Genomic DNA, 15,687 nt, shown 5'->3' on the forward strand with positions numbered 1-15,687 from the left:
AACTGTACCTTTGAGAGGAACGGCGAACTGGTTCTGCTCACGCACGGCGCGGGTGATGCGGGCGAGGATTATGGGGCCAGCTCCGGCACTTCACAGGGTCTTTCCGTCAGCCGCGCCGTCTCCTCGCACAAGGCAATGGCTCTATCGAGCGCCTCCGCCCATCTGATCGTCAACATGCGGCTCCGCGTGTTCCCGAAAAAGACGAAGTCCATGAAATCCTCCGACTGGGCCGCTCTTTCCGGATCTATCGAGTAGCGGCGGCGCAGCGGGTGGTCGGCGTCATAGTCGATTTCGAGAAACTCATCCTGAGCCGCAATCGATCGGGGAAAGGCGAGGGCTTCTTCCCGTCGCCGATCATTGTTCGTACGCAGGCTGTCGATTTCCGACCAGTATTCCGCAAGCGCGATCCGCATCGCTTCATCGCCTATGCGCGAAGTCAGTCCCGCGCTGACGATCTCGTCATAGACGACGCGGGAGGGTGTGGGCTCCTGCAGGTTCCCCGCCGAAAAAATTCCGCCGACCAGCTCGCGGGGATCGACATTCTCGAAATCGCCGGCCAGCAGGCTTTGGATCAGAACGTCCCGACGCGCATCGCTGTCCCGCCGGGCCTCGACCTGCTGACTGAAGTACCGGACATTTGTTTCGGCCTCGCCATGAAGCCGGGTCAGCATGAGCGTCTCGCGCTCCGCATCCGCGCGCGCCTGCGCCCATTCCGTCACCTGAAAACCGATCACCACACCGAGGATGACGATCAGGAACTCGATCGCCACAGCGAACCAGTTCTGTTCGCGGATGGCTTTCGTAATGCGGCTCAGAATCATGTCCCGAAGCCTCCCCCGGGACGGAGTTAAGCACATTCTTCAATTGCTTGGGGACAAGAAAGGAAAACCTTGCGTCCCGGTCCTCGCATTCAGGGGCAATCAGGGTCGTCCGGATCGGGGACCGGCATGGGACCATACTGGTCCCTCATCGGACTTTCAATGAAGGTGCAAACACCGTCCGTGTCGTCATAGCCGGTTCCGGAGTTGCCCGAGGCGTTCATCATCGCTCCGCCAATGACGACAGCGCCAAGAAGCAGAAGCAGCCAGACCCCGTCATTGCTCGAAGCACCGGAATTTGAGGTATTCGGCCGGCGCTGTGGCTGCACCGTCTCGTATACGGCGCGCAACAGGGTCTCACCGGCGACTTCCGCCCGGCCCTGATAGGGCGAGGTGAAATTCCAGCTCGAATAGTATTGCAGCCGGATGTCCTCATTGGCCGTCCGGTACAAGTAGATTTCCCGTATCCGGTTGTAGACCTGTCCGCCACCCGTGCACCGCGCCGGGGCGTTGGTATAGGCATAATCGACATCGAACCGGCCACCGCCGCTCTCCGACAGGGCACGGCCGTCCACCGGGAACATGGCGCCTGTGCAGTCATTGTCCGCCTGAACGTAAAGTATGCCGTCTTCACCGACCCAGATGCGCAGCCGGACCGTCGTATTGATGGCCTCGCGGCGTCCGCCCATCCGGCGCGGATCGATGTTGATGCCATTTCCGCTGAGGGTTATGCCCCGCCCGACATTCGTGCCTTCGCGGGCTTCGCCCGACAGCTGAATATCGCCTGTCCAGTGAGACAAGACGCGCCGAGGCGCATCATCGATGGCCGTTTGTTGCGCCAGCAGGGGTGCCGGCAGCAGCAATTGGAGCGAGAGCACGCAACACAATCGGGCGATCAAGGCACGCATGGTGCTTCCTCCCTTGGCGACACCGGGAAGAACCATGCGTGCGGTATGCAACCCTAATGTGACACCCGATCGCTAGGCCCGCCGCGGCAGAACGCCCGGATTGCGCAGGATGGCCGCCGACAGGATCGCCACCAGGAGGCCGACCGGCGCGATCTCGGTGAAGGTGATCGGCATGCGGAACCACCAGTTCTGGTAGAGGTCCATCATCGGCTCCATCCCGGCTCGGAATTCCTCGATCTCGGCCGCACTCGCCCCGTTCGCCTGCTGCGCCTCGATCTGCGAGGCGAGATACACGTCCATGAAATCGCGCGCCCAGATGTTGAAATAGACTTCCCAGGCGATGACGTAGAACAGGCCTGCGACCAGCGCGACGCCGAGACCGACGCCCAGAGCCGGCCAGAATTTGATCGTCCCGCCGAGATGGGTATCGCGGTGCCGCTTCACCGCCACGAAGATGAAGCTGAGCGCGACGAGCATGATCAGATAGCCCGTCAGCATCGAGCCGGACCCGCCGTGCGCGTCGCCCATCAGGGCAATCGAACCCAGCATGAGAGCCGAAACGATCAGGCCCGAGATGGTGCCGAAGATCAGAATGATGCGTGTCATGTGAAATCCCTCCTGGCCGTCTTGCATGACGACGGCGCGCTGTGTCTGACCCCGGCACGATCGGCACCCGGCCCGATCGCGTCGTCACCCGGTCGGGTGATTTTCGCGAATGGGTCCATCCGGGTGACCGCCCGGCGGGGCGCCCGGTTCGTCACCCCGCGCCGGAATCAGCCGCAGGGCGCGCGCCTTTTCGATCGCCTGCACGCGGCCGGAGACCTCCATCTTGGAATAGAGCCGGGCGGCATGCGTCTTCACCGTGTTGGGCGAAACGCCAAGCGTGCGGGCGAGCGCCTTGTTGCTCTCACCCGTGACGAGCGTCTCCAGCACCTCCATCTCGCGCGGCGTCAGGCCCAGCGCGGCGATGGCGGCGTCATTGCGGATGAAGGGCGCGGGGGCGGTCCGGCGGGTCAGACGCATGCCAGTCCACAGACCGATCGCCGCGAATCCGGCACCCACGACGATCAGAAAGACCTCGATCCCCATCCGCCGCATCCAGAAGCGGTATTCCAGCCATTCCAGCGCGAAGGCCGCCGCGGCCAGCGCGGCCCCGGCGAGGATGATTGTCGTCCATCCCCTGAAACCCCTGAGTCTCCCCATGTGTGAAGTCTCGCCCAAGGCGGGCCGGACGGCAATCGGTAGTGGTCTATGGCGTTGCTCGGCCCAGCCTATCCTCGAACCAGTCCCGGTCCTCGCGCCCGGCGACGTCTTCGAGCATGTCGAGCAGGTCCGGCGTCGTGTTGACCGGGTCGGTCATGTAGCGGCGCATGAATTCCGCGAAACGCGGCCGTCCGATACGCACTTCCAGCTCCCAAAGGGCCACGGGACCGGCGAGATAGCTGACCATATAGGGTGGCCGTTCGGTGGCGCCCGGTACCCAGATCGGCGGCAATTCCTGCCCCTCGATCCGCGCCCGGTAGCGGTTCATCCGCGCGATGAAGGCGTCTTCGCCGAACCGTTCACGCACCGCCATATTCCCCGCCTGATCGGCGAAGGCCTCGTTCAGCCAGTTCTCCACCGTGTTGAAATTCGCCCCCATGCTCCAGTGGTGCGCCAGTTCATGGCACAGGAACTGGGTCAACGGCTGGTCTTCGGTGTCGGAAATATCGGTCAACGTGATGTAGCTGCGCCGGTTGTAGGCGCTCTCGCTGCGGCGATGGATCACGAAATGCGCCTCGGGAAGCGGGCTGTTTTCCCCGTAAAGCGGGTCCAGATAGTTGAAGCAGAAGCTTGCCGCCTCGATCAGCCGGTCGGTTCCCGCATCCGTGTCGCGCAGATCGTAGAGCGTGAAGCCGTCCGCCTCCGTCACCCGGAAATCCGGGGCGAGGGTGAAGGCGATGTCGAGTGACGCATCGTCATTGCGGATACGCACACCGGTCGGAAGCTGCTCGACCGTGCCGTTCGCCACGCCGAGCCAGGGCGCGCCGACATCGACCGTCAGATCGGCAGTCAGATAGCCCTGGAACGTCGCATCGACCGGCAGCCAGAATCCGTCCACCGACAACTCCACCCGGTCGGGCGCAACGGCATTGATTTCGTTGTTCGGCGGTTCCGGGAAAAGCACGCCGTCATACCCCAGCTCGATGGTGCGCACCGCACCGCTGGACGGTTCCAGTGCGATCACAATGGCCTGGAACGGCCCCTGTTCGGCGGCCTCGAAGCGCGCCACGTCGCCGCCGACCGCGATATTCTGGAGGCTCGGCGCGATCAGGAAGGTGACGCTCTCCGCGTCCGGGTCGAGCACCGAGATCCGCCAGACGAGATCGACGAATCCGGTCTCCACATCGGCGGTCATCTCGCCCTCATAGTGATAGACCGGCTCGCCGAACTGCGCCGCCGCACCCGCCGACATCACGCTCGTCAGGGCCAGCGCCCCTGTCAGGATTTTCATCCAGTCCTCCCTCTTTGCTGCCCAAGGGATGCGGCAAGGAGAAAGATCGGATGCAGGAAAGCTGGACGCAGCGCTATTCGCAGCGAAAGTCATCCGCGCCCACAGGGCGGCATTGCGGCGGGAAGCCGCGCGCCCTCCAAAGATCCACCAGGCCCCCACGGCGGACCCAGTCTTTCCATCGCGGATCGGCGAAAACTTCGCCGCTGAAAGTTTGCCAGAATGGGTTGTAGCTGGCCCAATTCGTGGGCCGGCCGCTGGCAGTCCCGACCGGAACCTGAGAGAAAAAATACTCCATGTCGGACGCCAGCAAGGAATACAGGGTTCGGACAAAGCCCCGGCTTTCGGCGGCTAGCGCTTGTATCTCTGCCAGGGTTTGAGCAGCGATGAAGGGCTCGATCAAATCCTCATCTGCCGGAGCCGGGTGGCCACGGTCGAGCAAGGTGGTGAGCGCGGACTGGGTTCCGGCAATGTCCCCGGCCCGGGCATGGCTCCACATCAGGTTCGCATAGGGGAAGCGCAGACTCGGGTCGATGTCGATTGAGGCGCGGAATTGCGCGTCCGATTCGTCAAACCGGCCCTGTATGGCGAGCAGGTTTCCCAACGTGTTGAGGAAAATTGCCCCCTGCGGATCGAGCGCGACAGCACGCTCAGAGAGCGCCAGCGCTTCCGCTCCATAGCCCACCTTTCCGAGTATCTGAGCAGCCGTGTCGAGGACGTCGGGATCGTTGGGCGCGAGGGCCACGGCCCGGTCCAGCATGTCCAGCCCCTCGACCCAGTTCCAGTTCTCGGCCAGCGCCGATCCAAGAAAGGCATGGGCCTGGGCGTCGGCCGGATTGATCGTAATTGCCCGGCGCGCGGTCTCAACGGTCAGGGCATTCCATCTCATCCGAAGCTCGGGAGCCGGTGCGCTGTCGCCCTGACGGTAATAGGGCATCACCAGATACACCCCGGCCAGTACAGTCCAGCCGGGCCCGTATTCCGGGTCGCGCGCCAGCGTTTCGGTCAGCATGGCAGCCGCGAGTTCAAGATTGTCCTGACCACGGTCGCGATAGAGTTGGCGGGCATGAAGGAAGGTTTCGTAGGCGGCCATATCAGAGGTTCGGGCAACGCTGACCGCACCATTGTCGAGCCCCAGCGATGTGGCGAGCTCATCGGCAACCGCCCCCGCGATCTCGTCCTGGATATCGAAAATATCGGTCAGTTCCCGGTCATAGGTCTCCGACCAGAGATGAAAACCGTCCTCGGAACGGATCAACTGGGCGGTGATCCGAAGCCGCGTCCCGCTGCGGCGCACGCTGCCCTCCAGAACATGGCTGACATTCAGCGCACTGCCGATCTCGCGCAAATCCTGGTCCTGACCCCGATAGGCAAAGCTGGAGGTTCGTCCCGCGACCTGCAGGCCGGGAATGCGGACCAGCACATTGAGGATTTCTTCTGAAATGCCGTCGGCGAAATAGGCCTGATCGCTATCGGGGCTCATGTCGGCGAAGGGCAGGACGGCGACGGATGCGCCTTCGCCCGCTTCCGCTCGCGCCGCGAGTTCAGGAGCGGTTGCCGCTTGCGGGCTCGCCAATTGCTGCCAGACGATGACGCCGACAAGCACGACCAGCCCGGCGACGATGGCAAAATCCAGCTTTCGCGCGGTTTGTGAGGCAATGCTGTCTTCTGCGGGCACGGCAACCGTCAGCTTCATGCCCTCTGGCGTCATCTCGAACGCCCAGGCCAGCAGCAGGGCAATGGGAAAGCCGATGCCGATCAGAACGATGACCAGCGTATCGGTCCAGTCCGGCAGGCCCAGCGGTGCCTCGATCAACGAGACGATCTGAAGCGTCAGCCAGCCCACGACCAGATAGGCCGCCGCCACACGAAACACGTTGCGGCGGCGAAGCTCGGCCAGCAAACCTGTCATCAATCTGTCTCCCCCTGCCGCCTGACTAGCACACGCGGCAGGAGAAAACGAGAATTTAGAGAGACTTACCCCGCCGCGACGGCCGCGAGCCGGGCGTAGAGCCCGTCGTCCGACATCAGCCGGTCGTGCGTGCCCTGTTCCACGACACGGCCCTTCTCGAAAACGAGAATCCGGTCCGCATCGCGGATGGTCGACAGGCGGTGGGCAATGACGAGCGTCGTCTTGCCCGCGGTCGCCGCTTCCATCGCCGCCTGCACCTCGCGCTCCGTCTCGTTGTCGAGGCTGGACGTCGCCTCGTCGAAAATCAGGATTGGCGCATCGGCGAGAATCGCCCGCGCGATCGCCACGCGCTGGCGCTCACCGCCCGACAGCTTTACGCCGCGCTCACCCACGAGCGTGTCGTAGCCCTGGGGCAGGGCGGTGATGAAGCCGTCCGCATGGGCGAGCCGCGCCGCCCGGCGGATCTCCTTCATCGAGGCGTCGGGACGCGCATAGGCGATGTTTTCCGCGATCGAGCGGTGGAACAGGACCGGGTCCTGAGGCACCAGCGCGACGGCGCTCCTGAGGCTCGCCTGCGTCACCTCGCGGACATCCTGCCCGTCGATGCGGATCGCCCCGCCGGTCACGTCGTAGAGGCGCTGGACCAGCTTCACGAAGGTCGACTTGCCGGCACCGGTGGGGCCGACCAACGCGACCTTTTCGCCCGGCGTGATCGTCAGGGTGAAGTCCTCGTAGAGCGCACCGGCCGCGTTCTCGTAGGCGAAGGTCACGTCGTCGAACACGATCTCGCCCGCACCCGGCACGAAGTCCGGCGCGTCCGGCGCATCCTCGATCTGGACCTCCATGTCCTCGAACAGGGCGATGTCCTGGATCTCGTCGAGACCGCGCTGGACGTTCTGGAACTCCTCGCCGAAGCGCCGCATGTAACCGGCCATCTGCAGGAAGGCGGTGATCGCGAAGACAACATCGCCCGGGCTGGCCTGCCCGCTCGACCACATGTGGATCAAGAGACCCGTCAGCCCCGCCTGCAATGACAGGATGGCGACGATCTGGATCAGCCACGTATTGACGAAGCGCAGCCAGGTCTTCTTCACCTCGGCGCGCCAGCGCCAGGCCAGCCGGCTGAACCGGTCATTCTCGCGCGCTTCGCCGCCGAAGCTCTTCACCGTCGCAATGCCGCCGACCACGTCGGCCACGGCCCCGCCCAGTTCCGAGTCGATCGCGTTGGAGCGGATGTTCTGCGGCCGGATATACATCGTCGACGCCAGGATCGTCAGGACGACGAAGATCGTCGTGACGGTCAGCGAGAACGCTCCGACAACGGGCCAGTTGAACAGCATGTAGAGGCCAAGCCCGTACATCACGCTGACCGAGGGGATCAGGCCGAACCAGGTCGTCGCCGTGATCACGTCATAGGCCCACATGCCGCGCGTCACCTTGCGGACCACGCTGCCGGCGAAGGTGTTGGCATGCCAGTCGAGCGAGAAGCGCTGCACCTTGGCGAAGGCTTCCGACACCATGTCGGCCATGTTCGCCGAGGAGAAGCGCACCTCGAAGCGGATGGCGATCTGGCGGCAGGCATTCACGCCGATGGCGAAGCTCAGGAAGGCCGCATAGGCCGCCCAGTGCGTGTGGCTGCTGTCGGGATTGGTCAGCGCGTCGATCAGCGCTCCGGCCGCGATCGGCACGAAGACGTCGAGCACCGTCGCGGTCATCGTGAAGGCGATGATCGTCGCGAAGAATGCCGGACGGCGCCGCCACTGGCGGATCAGGAAAGCGATGACCCGCAGATTGGACAGCGTGCGGGGCGTATTTTCAGCAAGGTCGGTCATGGCACCGAAGGGCGGTCGGCCCTTCTCCCATCAATCATGAAACATCGGAAATGGCTTTCGGGATCGTGGAGGCCCGCTATGCCGGTGGCCGCATCGCGCGGCGTTCGGTCAATGGCGGGTCGGACGATCGATCAGCCGTCCGGCGCGTTTCAGGATTGGTACATGGGTCGGTGCGGACCTCGTTCCGTTATCGGGGCGCTGCCTCTACGCCTGTCGGGCGGACGTGACCACCCCTGGTGGAGAAATTTACGTTCACCGTGTGGCAGGCGCGGCTTTTTGGCCACACTGCGGTTTTCCGAACTGGTCAGACGTGCCGCGTCTGTCTAACAATTTCGTCATGAAGGGGAGCGGGGCCAAAGGACGTGTCCTGATCATCGCCGGATCGGATTCCGGCGGCGGTGCGGGCATCCAGGCCGACATCAAGGCGGTGTCGGCGGCGGGCGGCTATGCCGCGACCGCGATCACCGCGATCACCGTGCAGAACACGCTGGGCGTCTCCGCCGTCCATCCCGTTCCGCTCGACATCATCGAAGGCCAGATGCGCGCCGTGCTGGATGATATCGGCGCCGACGCGATCAAGACCGGTATGCTGGCAACGGCGGACGTGGTGCGCCTTGTGGCGCGTGTGTTGCGAGAGACGGCGGCGGACATTCCACTCATCCTCGACCCGGTCATGGTCGCGACCTCGGGCGACGTGCTGCTCGCGGCGGACGCGATCACCGCCGTCCGCGAAGAGCTGCTTCCCCTTGCTGCGCTGGTGACTCCGAACGCCCCCGAAGCCGAAAAGCTGACCGGGCTGACAGTGTCGAATGTCGGCGAGCAGGCCGAGGCCGGCCGGGCGCTGGTCGCTGCCGGGGCAAAGGCGGCGCTCGTGAAGGGCGGGCATCTGACGGGACCGGTCGTCCACGATGTGCTTGTGACCGCGACCGAAATGCGGGTGTTCGAATCCCCGCGGATCGCCACCACCAACACCCACGGGACGGGCTGCACGCTGGCTTCGGCGATCGCCGCGCGGATCGCGCTGGGAATGTCACTCGTCGACGCGGTCGAAGGGGCGGGGCGCTATCTGCACGAAGCCATTGTCCGTGCACCGGGATTCGGGTCGGGCCACGGCCCGGTCGATCACGTCTGGCCGCTGCGCGACGCCGCGCGCTGACCGCGCCTTGCGATCACGATCCCCACCAGAATGATGACGAGGCCGAGCGGTGCGGAAAGCCCGATCGCCTCGCCCAGAACCAGTCCCGCGCCGAGCGCGACGACCGGCACTATGTAATTGGTTGTGGACAGGAATCCGGCTCCGGCGGTGGTCACCAGCCGCATGTAGATGACCGAGCCGAGCGCGGTCGGGCCGATGGCCAGCCACAGCGCCGCGGCCCAGCCGGCAGCGTTCGGCCGGGCATGATGGATCAGGTCCAAGAGGCCGTAAGGCGCGGTCCAGACCGCCGCGAGGACCAGCATTCCCGCTGCGGAAACAAGCGGATGCATCGGCGGCGCGCGCCGGGCGATCACCACATTCATGGCGAAGGACAGGGCCGCGCCCAGCACCGCCAGCTGGGCGACGAAATCCCCCGCGACGAGCCCGCCGAGGGCCGCGGGGCCGATCAGAACCACCACGCCGGCAAAGCCGACGCCGAAGCCCAGAGTGGTGATCTTCGTCATCTTCTCGTCAGTGAAGACGTGCGCCATGGCGACGGTCATCAGCGGCATGAAGGCGAGGAGGATGCCGGCCACCGCCGACGGGATGAATTGCTGCCCCCAAGGGATGAGCGTGAAGGGCAGGGCATTGCCGAACAGGCCGAGCGCGATGAACCACAGCCATCGCTTGTCCTTGAATCCGGGCAGTTTTTCGCCGATGGCATAGGCCCATACGGTCAGCATGATCGCGGCCAGCGCCAGCCGCGCGAAGGCCAGCGCGCCCGGCGGGGCGGCGTCGAGCGCGAAACTGATGAAGGCGAAGGCCGTGCCCCACGTCGCGGCGAGCACGCCCAGAAGCGCCCATTCCTTCGGTCCGGCGGCGCGCAGCGGGCTCATCTCAGCGCCGCCTTCATCGCATCTGCGAAACGCCGGACATCATCTTCGTCATTATAGAGATGCGGCGTCACGCGCAGCCGGTCGCCGCGCTGCGAGACATGGACGCCCGAAGCGCCGAGACGCGCCGCGAGATCGGCCGGCGCATCGGCGGGAAGCGAAAGACAGAGATAGTGGTCGGCCCGGTCCGGCACGTCGTCCTTCACGCCGAGGGCACGGACGGAGTCGGCGAGGGCGGACGTCGTCCCCCGGAGCGTGTCCGCGATCCGGCCGACGCCGACGGAGTTCAGGAGTTTGACCGAGGCCGTCGCAGCGGGGACAAGCTGGAAGCCGCTGCGCTCGCCCATGTCGAACCGCCGCGCACCGGGCGCGTAGCCGTCGGCATAGTCGACGAGGCGGGCGAAGTCCTCCGACCCCTGCCGGGCGATCCAGTTCTCTTCCAGAGGCACGCCGTCCAGATGCCGGTCGGCGATGTGCATCACGCCGATCGTGTAGGGACCGAGCAGCCATTTGTATGAGGCCGCGACCGCGAAATCGGGGTCGATGGCCGAAACGTCGAACGGTTTGGCGCCGAGCGACTGGGTCAGGTCCAGCACCAGCGCCGCGCCGTGCTTGCGGCCCTCGGCGGCGATCGTTTCGAGGTCGAGCGATCCGCCATCGGCCCAATGCACCTGCGGCAGGGCGAGGACGGATGTCCGCGGCCCGATGGCGGCCATCACCGCCTCGGTCCAGCTCTGATTGGCGGAGCGAGAGACCGTCCGGACCGTCGCGCCCGTGCGGTCGGCCAGCACCCGCCACGTATAGACGTTGGACGGGAATTGATCCTTCAGAACGAGGATTTCAGACCCGGCTTCCGGGGTCAGATTCCGCGCCGCCGTGGCGAGGCCATAGCTCGCCGACGGCACCAGCGCCACATTCTCGGGAGACCCGCCGAACAGCTTCGCCGCTTCGGCGCGCATGGCGTCCGGCCCGGTGAAGAAGTCGCCTGGCGCCTTCACATTCCAGGGCTGTGCCTTCTGGCGATAGCTCGCCATCCCGGCCTCGACCGAGGCGGTCGGAAGCGGACCCATATAGGCACAATTGAGATAGGTGACCTCGCGCGGCAGGTCGAACAGGGCGCGGAAATCCTCTGACATGCGCCGGGTGTGGACCGGCGGCGAAAACGGGTCAACGACGGAAAATGATGCGATGTCGCGGCAGAAGGTTTGACGCTCCTCCGGCGCGGGTCTAGGCGAATGACGGAAGAGGGAGTCGGACAATGAACGAAACCGCCAAGCCGCACCTGCGTCCCTTTGATCCGCGCTTTTCCTGCGGGCCGACCAAGAAGCATCCCGGCTGGTCGCTCGATCAATTGTCGAATGCCGCCCTGGGTCGCAGCCACCGCAGTGCTCTGGCGGTGTCGAAATTGCGCGAGGCGATCGACCGGACGATGGCGCTGCTGGAAGTGCCGGAGGGCTTTCGCGGCGCGATCCTCGGCGGATCGGACACCGGCGCAATGGAGGCCGCGATCTGGTCGCTGCTGGGTGAACGCCCGGTTGACGTCTTCGCCTGGGACACGTTCGGCGCACGCTGGCTGAAGGATGTCCGCGACGAGCTGAAGCTGAAGGACGCCAATGTCCACGAGGCCAGGGGCGGGCTGACGCCCGATTTCTCCAAGGCGCGCAAGAATGCCGACATCGTCTTCACCTGGAACGCCACCGCTGCCGGCGCGATGATCCCGGACACAGACTGGATCCCGGACGAACGCGAGGGCCTGACCCTGGTCGACGCGACCAGCGCCGCCTTCGCACTCGAGCTCGACTGGTCGAAGATCGACGTCCTCACCTTCTCCTGGCAGAAGGCGATGGGCGGTGAGGCCCAGCACGGCATGATCATCCTGTCGCCGCGCGCCATCGAACGGCTCAAGACGTACACGCCGTCCTGGCCGATCCCGCGCATGATGCAGCTGAAGAATGCCGACGGCCTCAATGAAGGCCTGTTCGAAGGCAAGACGCTGAACACCGTCTCCCTCCTGTCGACGGAGGATTACCTCCTGTCGCTGAAATGGGCTGCGAAGGAAGGTGGGCTGGCCGCCCTGATCGCCCGCACGCGGAAGAATTTCGCCGTGCTGTCGAACTGGGTCGCGGCAACGCCCTGGATCGATTTCCTCGTCGAGGACACAGCCAGCCGCTCGCCCGTCTCGGTGACTCTGAAATTCGCCGATCCGGACGTCACCGCGATGAGCCAGGAGGAGCAGTGGGCGATCACGCGCAAGATGGCGTCCCTGCTCGACCGAGAAAACGCCGCGCTCGACGTGGCGCCCCACGTTTCCGGCGTGGCGGGCCTGCGCATCTGGTGCGGCCCGACGATCGAGGCCGACGACCTTGCCGCGCTGGGACCCTGGCTCGACTGGGCCTATGTTGAGGCGCGGCGCGCGGACTAGCATTTCATAAACCCGCCGTCCGGTTTATGGTGCGGCACCGATTTTCGAGGGGGAGTTTGCCCGTGATGATTCGTACCCTGGCCGCCTGCGCGGCAACGCTGGTGTTTGCCGCACCGGCCCTGGCCGACAATGAAGGCTGGGAAATCCGTGGCGGCGCGACCGCGCACGACCTCTCCGACCATGTCGAGGACGGCCCGAACGTCACCGTCGGCCTGGCGACCCCCTCGCTCGGCGGTCCGGACTGGATGTTCAACCCGCGCGGCTATGTCTATGGCTCGTTCAACACCAACGGCCTGACCAATTTCGGTGGTTTCGGCCTCGAATGGGACGGCGATCTCAACGACCGCGTCTCGGTCATTCTCGGCCTCGGCCTGACCTATAATGACGGCGTCACCGACATCGACCCGAATTCGCCGCCGTCGGACCCGAACCGCATCCGCCTCGCCACCACCCGGTCGCTGATGGGCAACCACATCCTGTTCCACACCACGCTCGGCCTCGATTTCGAAGTCACCGAGAACCTCGTCGTGCGGACCTATTACGAGCACATCTCGCACGGCCAGATCCTGGCCAATGGCCGCAACCAGGCGCTGGACAATGCCGGCGTGATGATCGGCTGGCGCTTCGGCGGCTGATCCGTCGCCCGAAAAGAATGGAGCGCCGCAGGGGGGCCGCGGCGCTCCACGCATCCGGGGTAGACAGTAGGGACCGGGAGTCTAGGCCCGAGATGCGTTTTCTGATGCGAGCTCAGTTCGCGTTCGGATCGTCTTCCTGGCGCATATAGCGGCCGATGAACCAGTCATTCCAGACGTCATTGGCTTCGTCATATTGCTGGAAATGCTGGGTGACGCTGCCGTCCTCGTTCGGCGTCCAGGTGCCGCGGAAGGGCGCGGTCTGGCTGCCGGTCGCGCCGAAATAGGTGATCTCGCCGACCAGCACCATCGCGCCGGCCTCGTTGAGGCCGCCGGAATAGTCGATATAGCTGTTCGACCCCATCCAGATCTGGCGCCACTGGCCGCTTGTCGGGTCGAGATAATTCATGCTCGTCCCGTCGCCGCCGCCGGCATTGGTCCATTCCTCGAGGATCAGGCAGCCATTCGAGCGCTTCTCGATATGATTGGTGCCGCCCAGCTGGCCATTCTGGCCGTAGACATTCCAGTCGCCGACCCAGAAGTCGAAATCGTGCGCACCCTCGATATCGTCACAGCCCGGCGGCGGGCCTTGCTGCGCCGTCGCGGCGGGCGCGAAAACCGCGGCCGTGCCGAGCGCGGCGATGAGCGAAACTGTCAGGCGCATGGCGGCCTCCCCGTGATGCATGCGGCACCTGCCCAGATGCCATTGGAGCTTTCACTCTAGGCTGATAAACCCCCGACCGCAGGTCACGTCTGCGTGAGGGATTCCGCGCCCGCCCGAAGGAGCGATTTCATGGCCAATGTCACCGTCGTCGGCGCCCAATGGGGCGATGAAGGCAAGGGCAAGATCGTCGACTGGCTGTCGGTTCGCGCCGATGTCGTCGCGCGCTTCCAGGGCGGCCACAATGCCGGCCACACCCTCGTCGTGGGCAATGAGACCTACAAGCTGTCGCTGATGCCGTCGGGCGTGGTGCGCGGCAAGCTGTCGGTGATCGGCAATGGCGTCGTCGTCGACCCCTGGGCCTTCCGCGACGAGAAGGCCCGGCTCGAAGCACAGGGCGTGACCATCACCGCCGACACGGTGAAGGTGGCCGAGACCGCCGCCCTGATCCTGCCGGTGCACCGCGAACTCGATGCGCTGCGCGAGAACCGCGACGATGGCGGCGCCATCGGCACCACCCGCCGCGGCATCGGCCCGGCCTATGAGGACAAGGTCGGCCGCCGCGCCATCCGCGTCGTCGATCTCGCCGACCCCGAAGGCCTGACCCGCAAGGTCTCCGACCTCCTGCATCACCACAACGCGCTGCGGCGCGGCTATGGCCAGCCGGAATTCCAGGCTGGCGATCTGATCGAACAGCTGAAGGACATTGCGCCCGTCATCCTGCCGCACATGTCACCGGTGTGGCGCGATCTCGGCGCGGCGATCCGCGCAGGCGAGAAAGTCCTGTTCGAGGGCGCGCAGGGCGCGCTGCTCGATGTCGACCACGGCACCTATCCCTTCGTCACCTCGTCCAACACGGTCGCGGCGCAGGCCGCCGCGGGATGCGGCGTCGGGCCGAAGGCGGTCGGCTATGTGCTCGGCATCGTCAAGGCGTATACGACCCGCGTGGGCGAAGGACCTTTCCCGACCGAACTCCTCGATGCCGACGGCCAGAAACTGGGCGAGCGCGGCCATGAGTTCGGCGTCGTCACCGGCCGCAAGCGCCGCTGCGGCTGGTTCGACGCGGTGCTGGTACGCCAGACCGTCCAGTTCGGCGGCATCGACGGCATCGCCTTCACCAAGCTCGACGTGCTCGACGGTTTCGACGAGCTGAAGATCTGCACCGCCTACGAGCTCGATGGCGAAATCATCGACCGCCTGCCGGCCGACCGGCTGCAGCAGGCGCGCGTGAAGCCGGTCTACGAGACCCACAAGGGCTGGTCGGAATCCACCCGCGGCGCGCGTTCCTGGGCCGATCTGCCGGCCGAGGCGGTGAAATATGTCCGCCGGGTCGAGGAGCTGATCGGCGCCCCCGTCGCCATGCTCTCCACCAGCCCGGAACGCGAGGACGTCATCCTGATGACCGATCCGTTTCTGGGGTAGACGCCTTCACTCCCTTCCGCACCACACGAAGGGATTGAGCGTTGTCCCGTCGGCCAGGACGCCGTGCGGTTCCGGGTTCTGCTGCATGCGCACCATCACCTCGCCCTGGCTCTCGGGCGAGGTGGTTCGCGCATCGACCAGATCCGTGCGCCCGTCATTGCGGAAATACATCAGCGCGGTCAGCCGCGTGCCCGCCGCGTCGGCGGCATCGATCGTCGCCAGCCCGGCGAGATCCCAGACCTGGATCGGCGTGTCCTGAAGCTCGGCGCTGATCAGCGCGAATTCCGCCGGACCGGAGCCCAGATCGATCACGATACGCCCCATGTCCCCGGGAATTGCCGCATCGCCCGGGACGAGGCGGAAGCTGCGCGGCGTGCCGGTCGTGCAGGGATTGCTCCCATCGCCCGGCCACTCGGCATAACGCCCCTCTGCCAGCATCGGCCGTCCGTTCGGGAAACGCCCGCCCGTGTCCTCCTGCGCCAGGGCCGGCGCGGCAAGGGTGGCAGCGGCCAGAAGGATCGCGATCAACCGTTTTCCTCCCCGGTTTACGGGGGAGGTGTC

15 protein-coding genes are annotated in these 15,687 nt (G+C 65.4%); 4 read left to right on the forward strand and 11 right to left on the reverse strand.

Annotation, left to right across the window (positions count from 1 at the left end; all coding sequences use genetic code 11):
* Window positions 1–68: 68 nt before the first annotated feature.
* The 7 genes from ACFOOR_RS11145 to ACFOOR_RS11175 all read right to left on the reverse strand — a co-directional run bounded on the left by ACFOOR_RS11145 (window position 69) and on the right by ACFOOR_RS11175 (window position 7,961).
* Window positions 69–821 (reverse strand): hypothetical protein, encoded by a 753-nt coding sequence (locus ACFOOR_RS11145; protein WP_343164702.1) that lies wholly within the window; start codon window positions 819–821, stop codon window positions 69–71.
* An 89-nt stretch (window positions 822–910) separates the two neighbouring features.
* Complete coding sequence (locus ACFOOR_RS11150; RefSeq protein WP_343164701.1) at window positions 911–1,726, reverse strand: hypothetical protein; 816 nt, start codon at window positions 1,724–1,726, stop codon at window positions 911–913.
* A 72-nt stretch (window positions 1,727–1,798) separates the two neighbouring features.
* Complete coding sequence (locus tag ACFOOR_RS11155) at window positions 1,799–2,332, reverse strand: DUF4199 domain-containing protein (protein WP_343164700.1); 534 nt, start codon at window positions 2,330–2,332, stop codon at window positions 1,799–1,801.
* Between the two features lie 84 nt (window positions 2,333–2,416).
* On the reverse strand, window positions 2,417–2,929 hold the full coding sequence (locus ACFOOR_RS11160) for a response regulator transcription factor (RefSeq protein WP_343164699.1): 513 nt from the start codon (window positions 2,927–2,929) through the stop codon (window positions 2,417–2,419).
* Window positions 2,930–2,975: 46 nt separating this feature from the next.
* Complete coding sequence (locus ACFOOR_RS11165) at window positions 2,976–4,220, reverse strand: hypothetical protein (RefSeq protein WP_343164698.1); 1,245 nt, start codon at window positions 4,218–4,220, stop codon at window positions 2,976–2,978.
* A 73-nt stretch (window positions 4,221–4,293) separates the two neighbouring features.
* On the reverse strand, window positions 4,294–6,129 hold the full coding sequence (locus ACFOOR_RS11170) for a tetratricopeptide repeat protein (RefSeq protein WP_343164697.1): 1,836 nt from the start codon (window positions 6,127–6,129) through the stop codon (window positions 4,294–4,296).
* Window positions 6,130–6,194: 65 nt separating this feature from the next.
* Window positions 6,195–7,961, reverse strand: a complete 1,767-nt coding sequence (locus tag ACFOOR_RS11175; protein ID WP_343164696.1) for an ABC transporter ATP-binding protein — start codon at window positions 7,959–7,961, stop codon at window positions 6,195–6,197.
* A 337-nt stretch (window positions 7,962–8,298) separates the two neighbouring features.
* Between ACFOOR_RS11175 and thiD the strand changes: the two genes are divergently transcribed.
* Window positions 8,299–9,117 (forward strand): bifunctional hydroxymethylpyrimidine kinase/phosphomethylpyrimidine kinase, encoded by an 819-nt coding sequence (gene thiD, locus ACFOOR_RS11180; RefSeq protein WP_343164817.1) that lies wholly within the window; start codon window positions 8,299–8,301, stop codon window positions 9,115–9,117.
* On the opposite strand, the gene ACFOOR_RS11185 is transcribed toward thiD, so the two are convergent.
* Together ACFOOR_RS11185 and ACFOOR_RS11190 are read right to left on the reverse strand one after the other, a co-directional pair.
* On the reverse strand, window positions 9,084–9,992 hold the full coding sequence (locus ACFOOR_RS11185; protein WP_343164695.1) for a DMT family transporter: 909 nt from the start codon (window positions 9,990–9,992) through the stop codon (window positions 9,084–9,086). The genes thiD and ACFOOR_RS11185 overlap by 34 nt on opposite strands.
* Entirely contained in the window at window positions 9,989–11,125 is a 1,137-nt protein-coding gene (locus ACFOOR_RS11190) for an aminotransferase class V-fold PLP-dependent enzyme (protein WP_343164694.1), read from the reverse strand. The genes ACFOOR_RS11185 and ACFOOR_RS11190 overlap by 4 nt, the downstream gene beginning before the upstream one ends.
* 122 nt (window positions 11,126–11,247) lie before the next feature.
* Here ACFOOR_RS11190 and ACFOOR_RS11195 point away from each other — a divergent pair, with 122 nt between their 5' ends.
* Window positions 11,248–12,411 (forward strand): phosphoserine transaminase, encoded by a 1,164-nt coding sequence (locus tag ACFOOR_RS11195; RefSeq protein ID WP_343164693.1) that lies wholly within the window; start codon window positions 11,248–11,250, stop codon window positions 12,409–12,411.
* A 65-nt stretch (window positions 12,412–12,476) separates the two neighbouring features.
* The gene (locus ACFOOR_RS11200; protein WP_343164816.1) at window positions 12,477–13,046 is read left to right on the forward strand and encodes an outer membrane beta-barrel protein; all 570 of its coding nucleotides are present in this window, start codon (window positions 12,477–12,479) and stop codon (window positions 13,044–13,046) included.
* Between the two features lie 112 nt (window positions 13,047–13,158).
* On the opposite strand, the gene ACFOOR_RS11205 is transcribed toward ACFOOR_RS11200, so the two are convergent.
* Entirely contained in the window at window positions 13,159–13,707 is a 549-nt protein-coding gene (locus ACFOOR_RS11205) for a hypothetical protein (protein ID WP_343164692.1), read from the reverse strand.
* 129 nt (window positions 13,708–13,836) lie between these two features.
* Here ACFOOR_RS11205 and ACFOOR_RS11210 point away from each other — a divergent pair, with 129 nt between their 5' ends.
* Entirely contained in the window at window positions 13,837–15,126 is a 1,290-nt protein-coding gene (locus tag ACFOOR_RS11210; protein ID WP_343164691.1) for an adenylosuccinate synthase, read from the forward strand.
* Window positions 15,127–15,132: 6 nt separating this feature from the next.
* Here the strand turns inward: ACFOOR_RS11210 and ACFOOR_RS11215 are convergent, their stop codons facing one another.
* On the reverse strand, window positions 15,133–15,654 hold the full coding sequence (locus ACFOOR_RS11215) for a hypothetical protein (protein WP_343164690.1): 522 nt from the start codon (window positions 15,652–15,654) through the stop codon (window positions 15,133–15,135).
* Window positions 15,655–15,687: the final 33 nt, after the last annotated feature.

It is taken from the genome of Hyphobacterium vulgare (assembly GCF_042643335.1).
In the GTDB taxonomy this organism is placed as follows: Bacteria; Pseudomonadota; Alphaproteobacteria; order Caulobacterales; family Maricaulaceae; genus Hyphobacterium; species Hyphobacterium vulgare.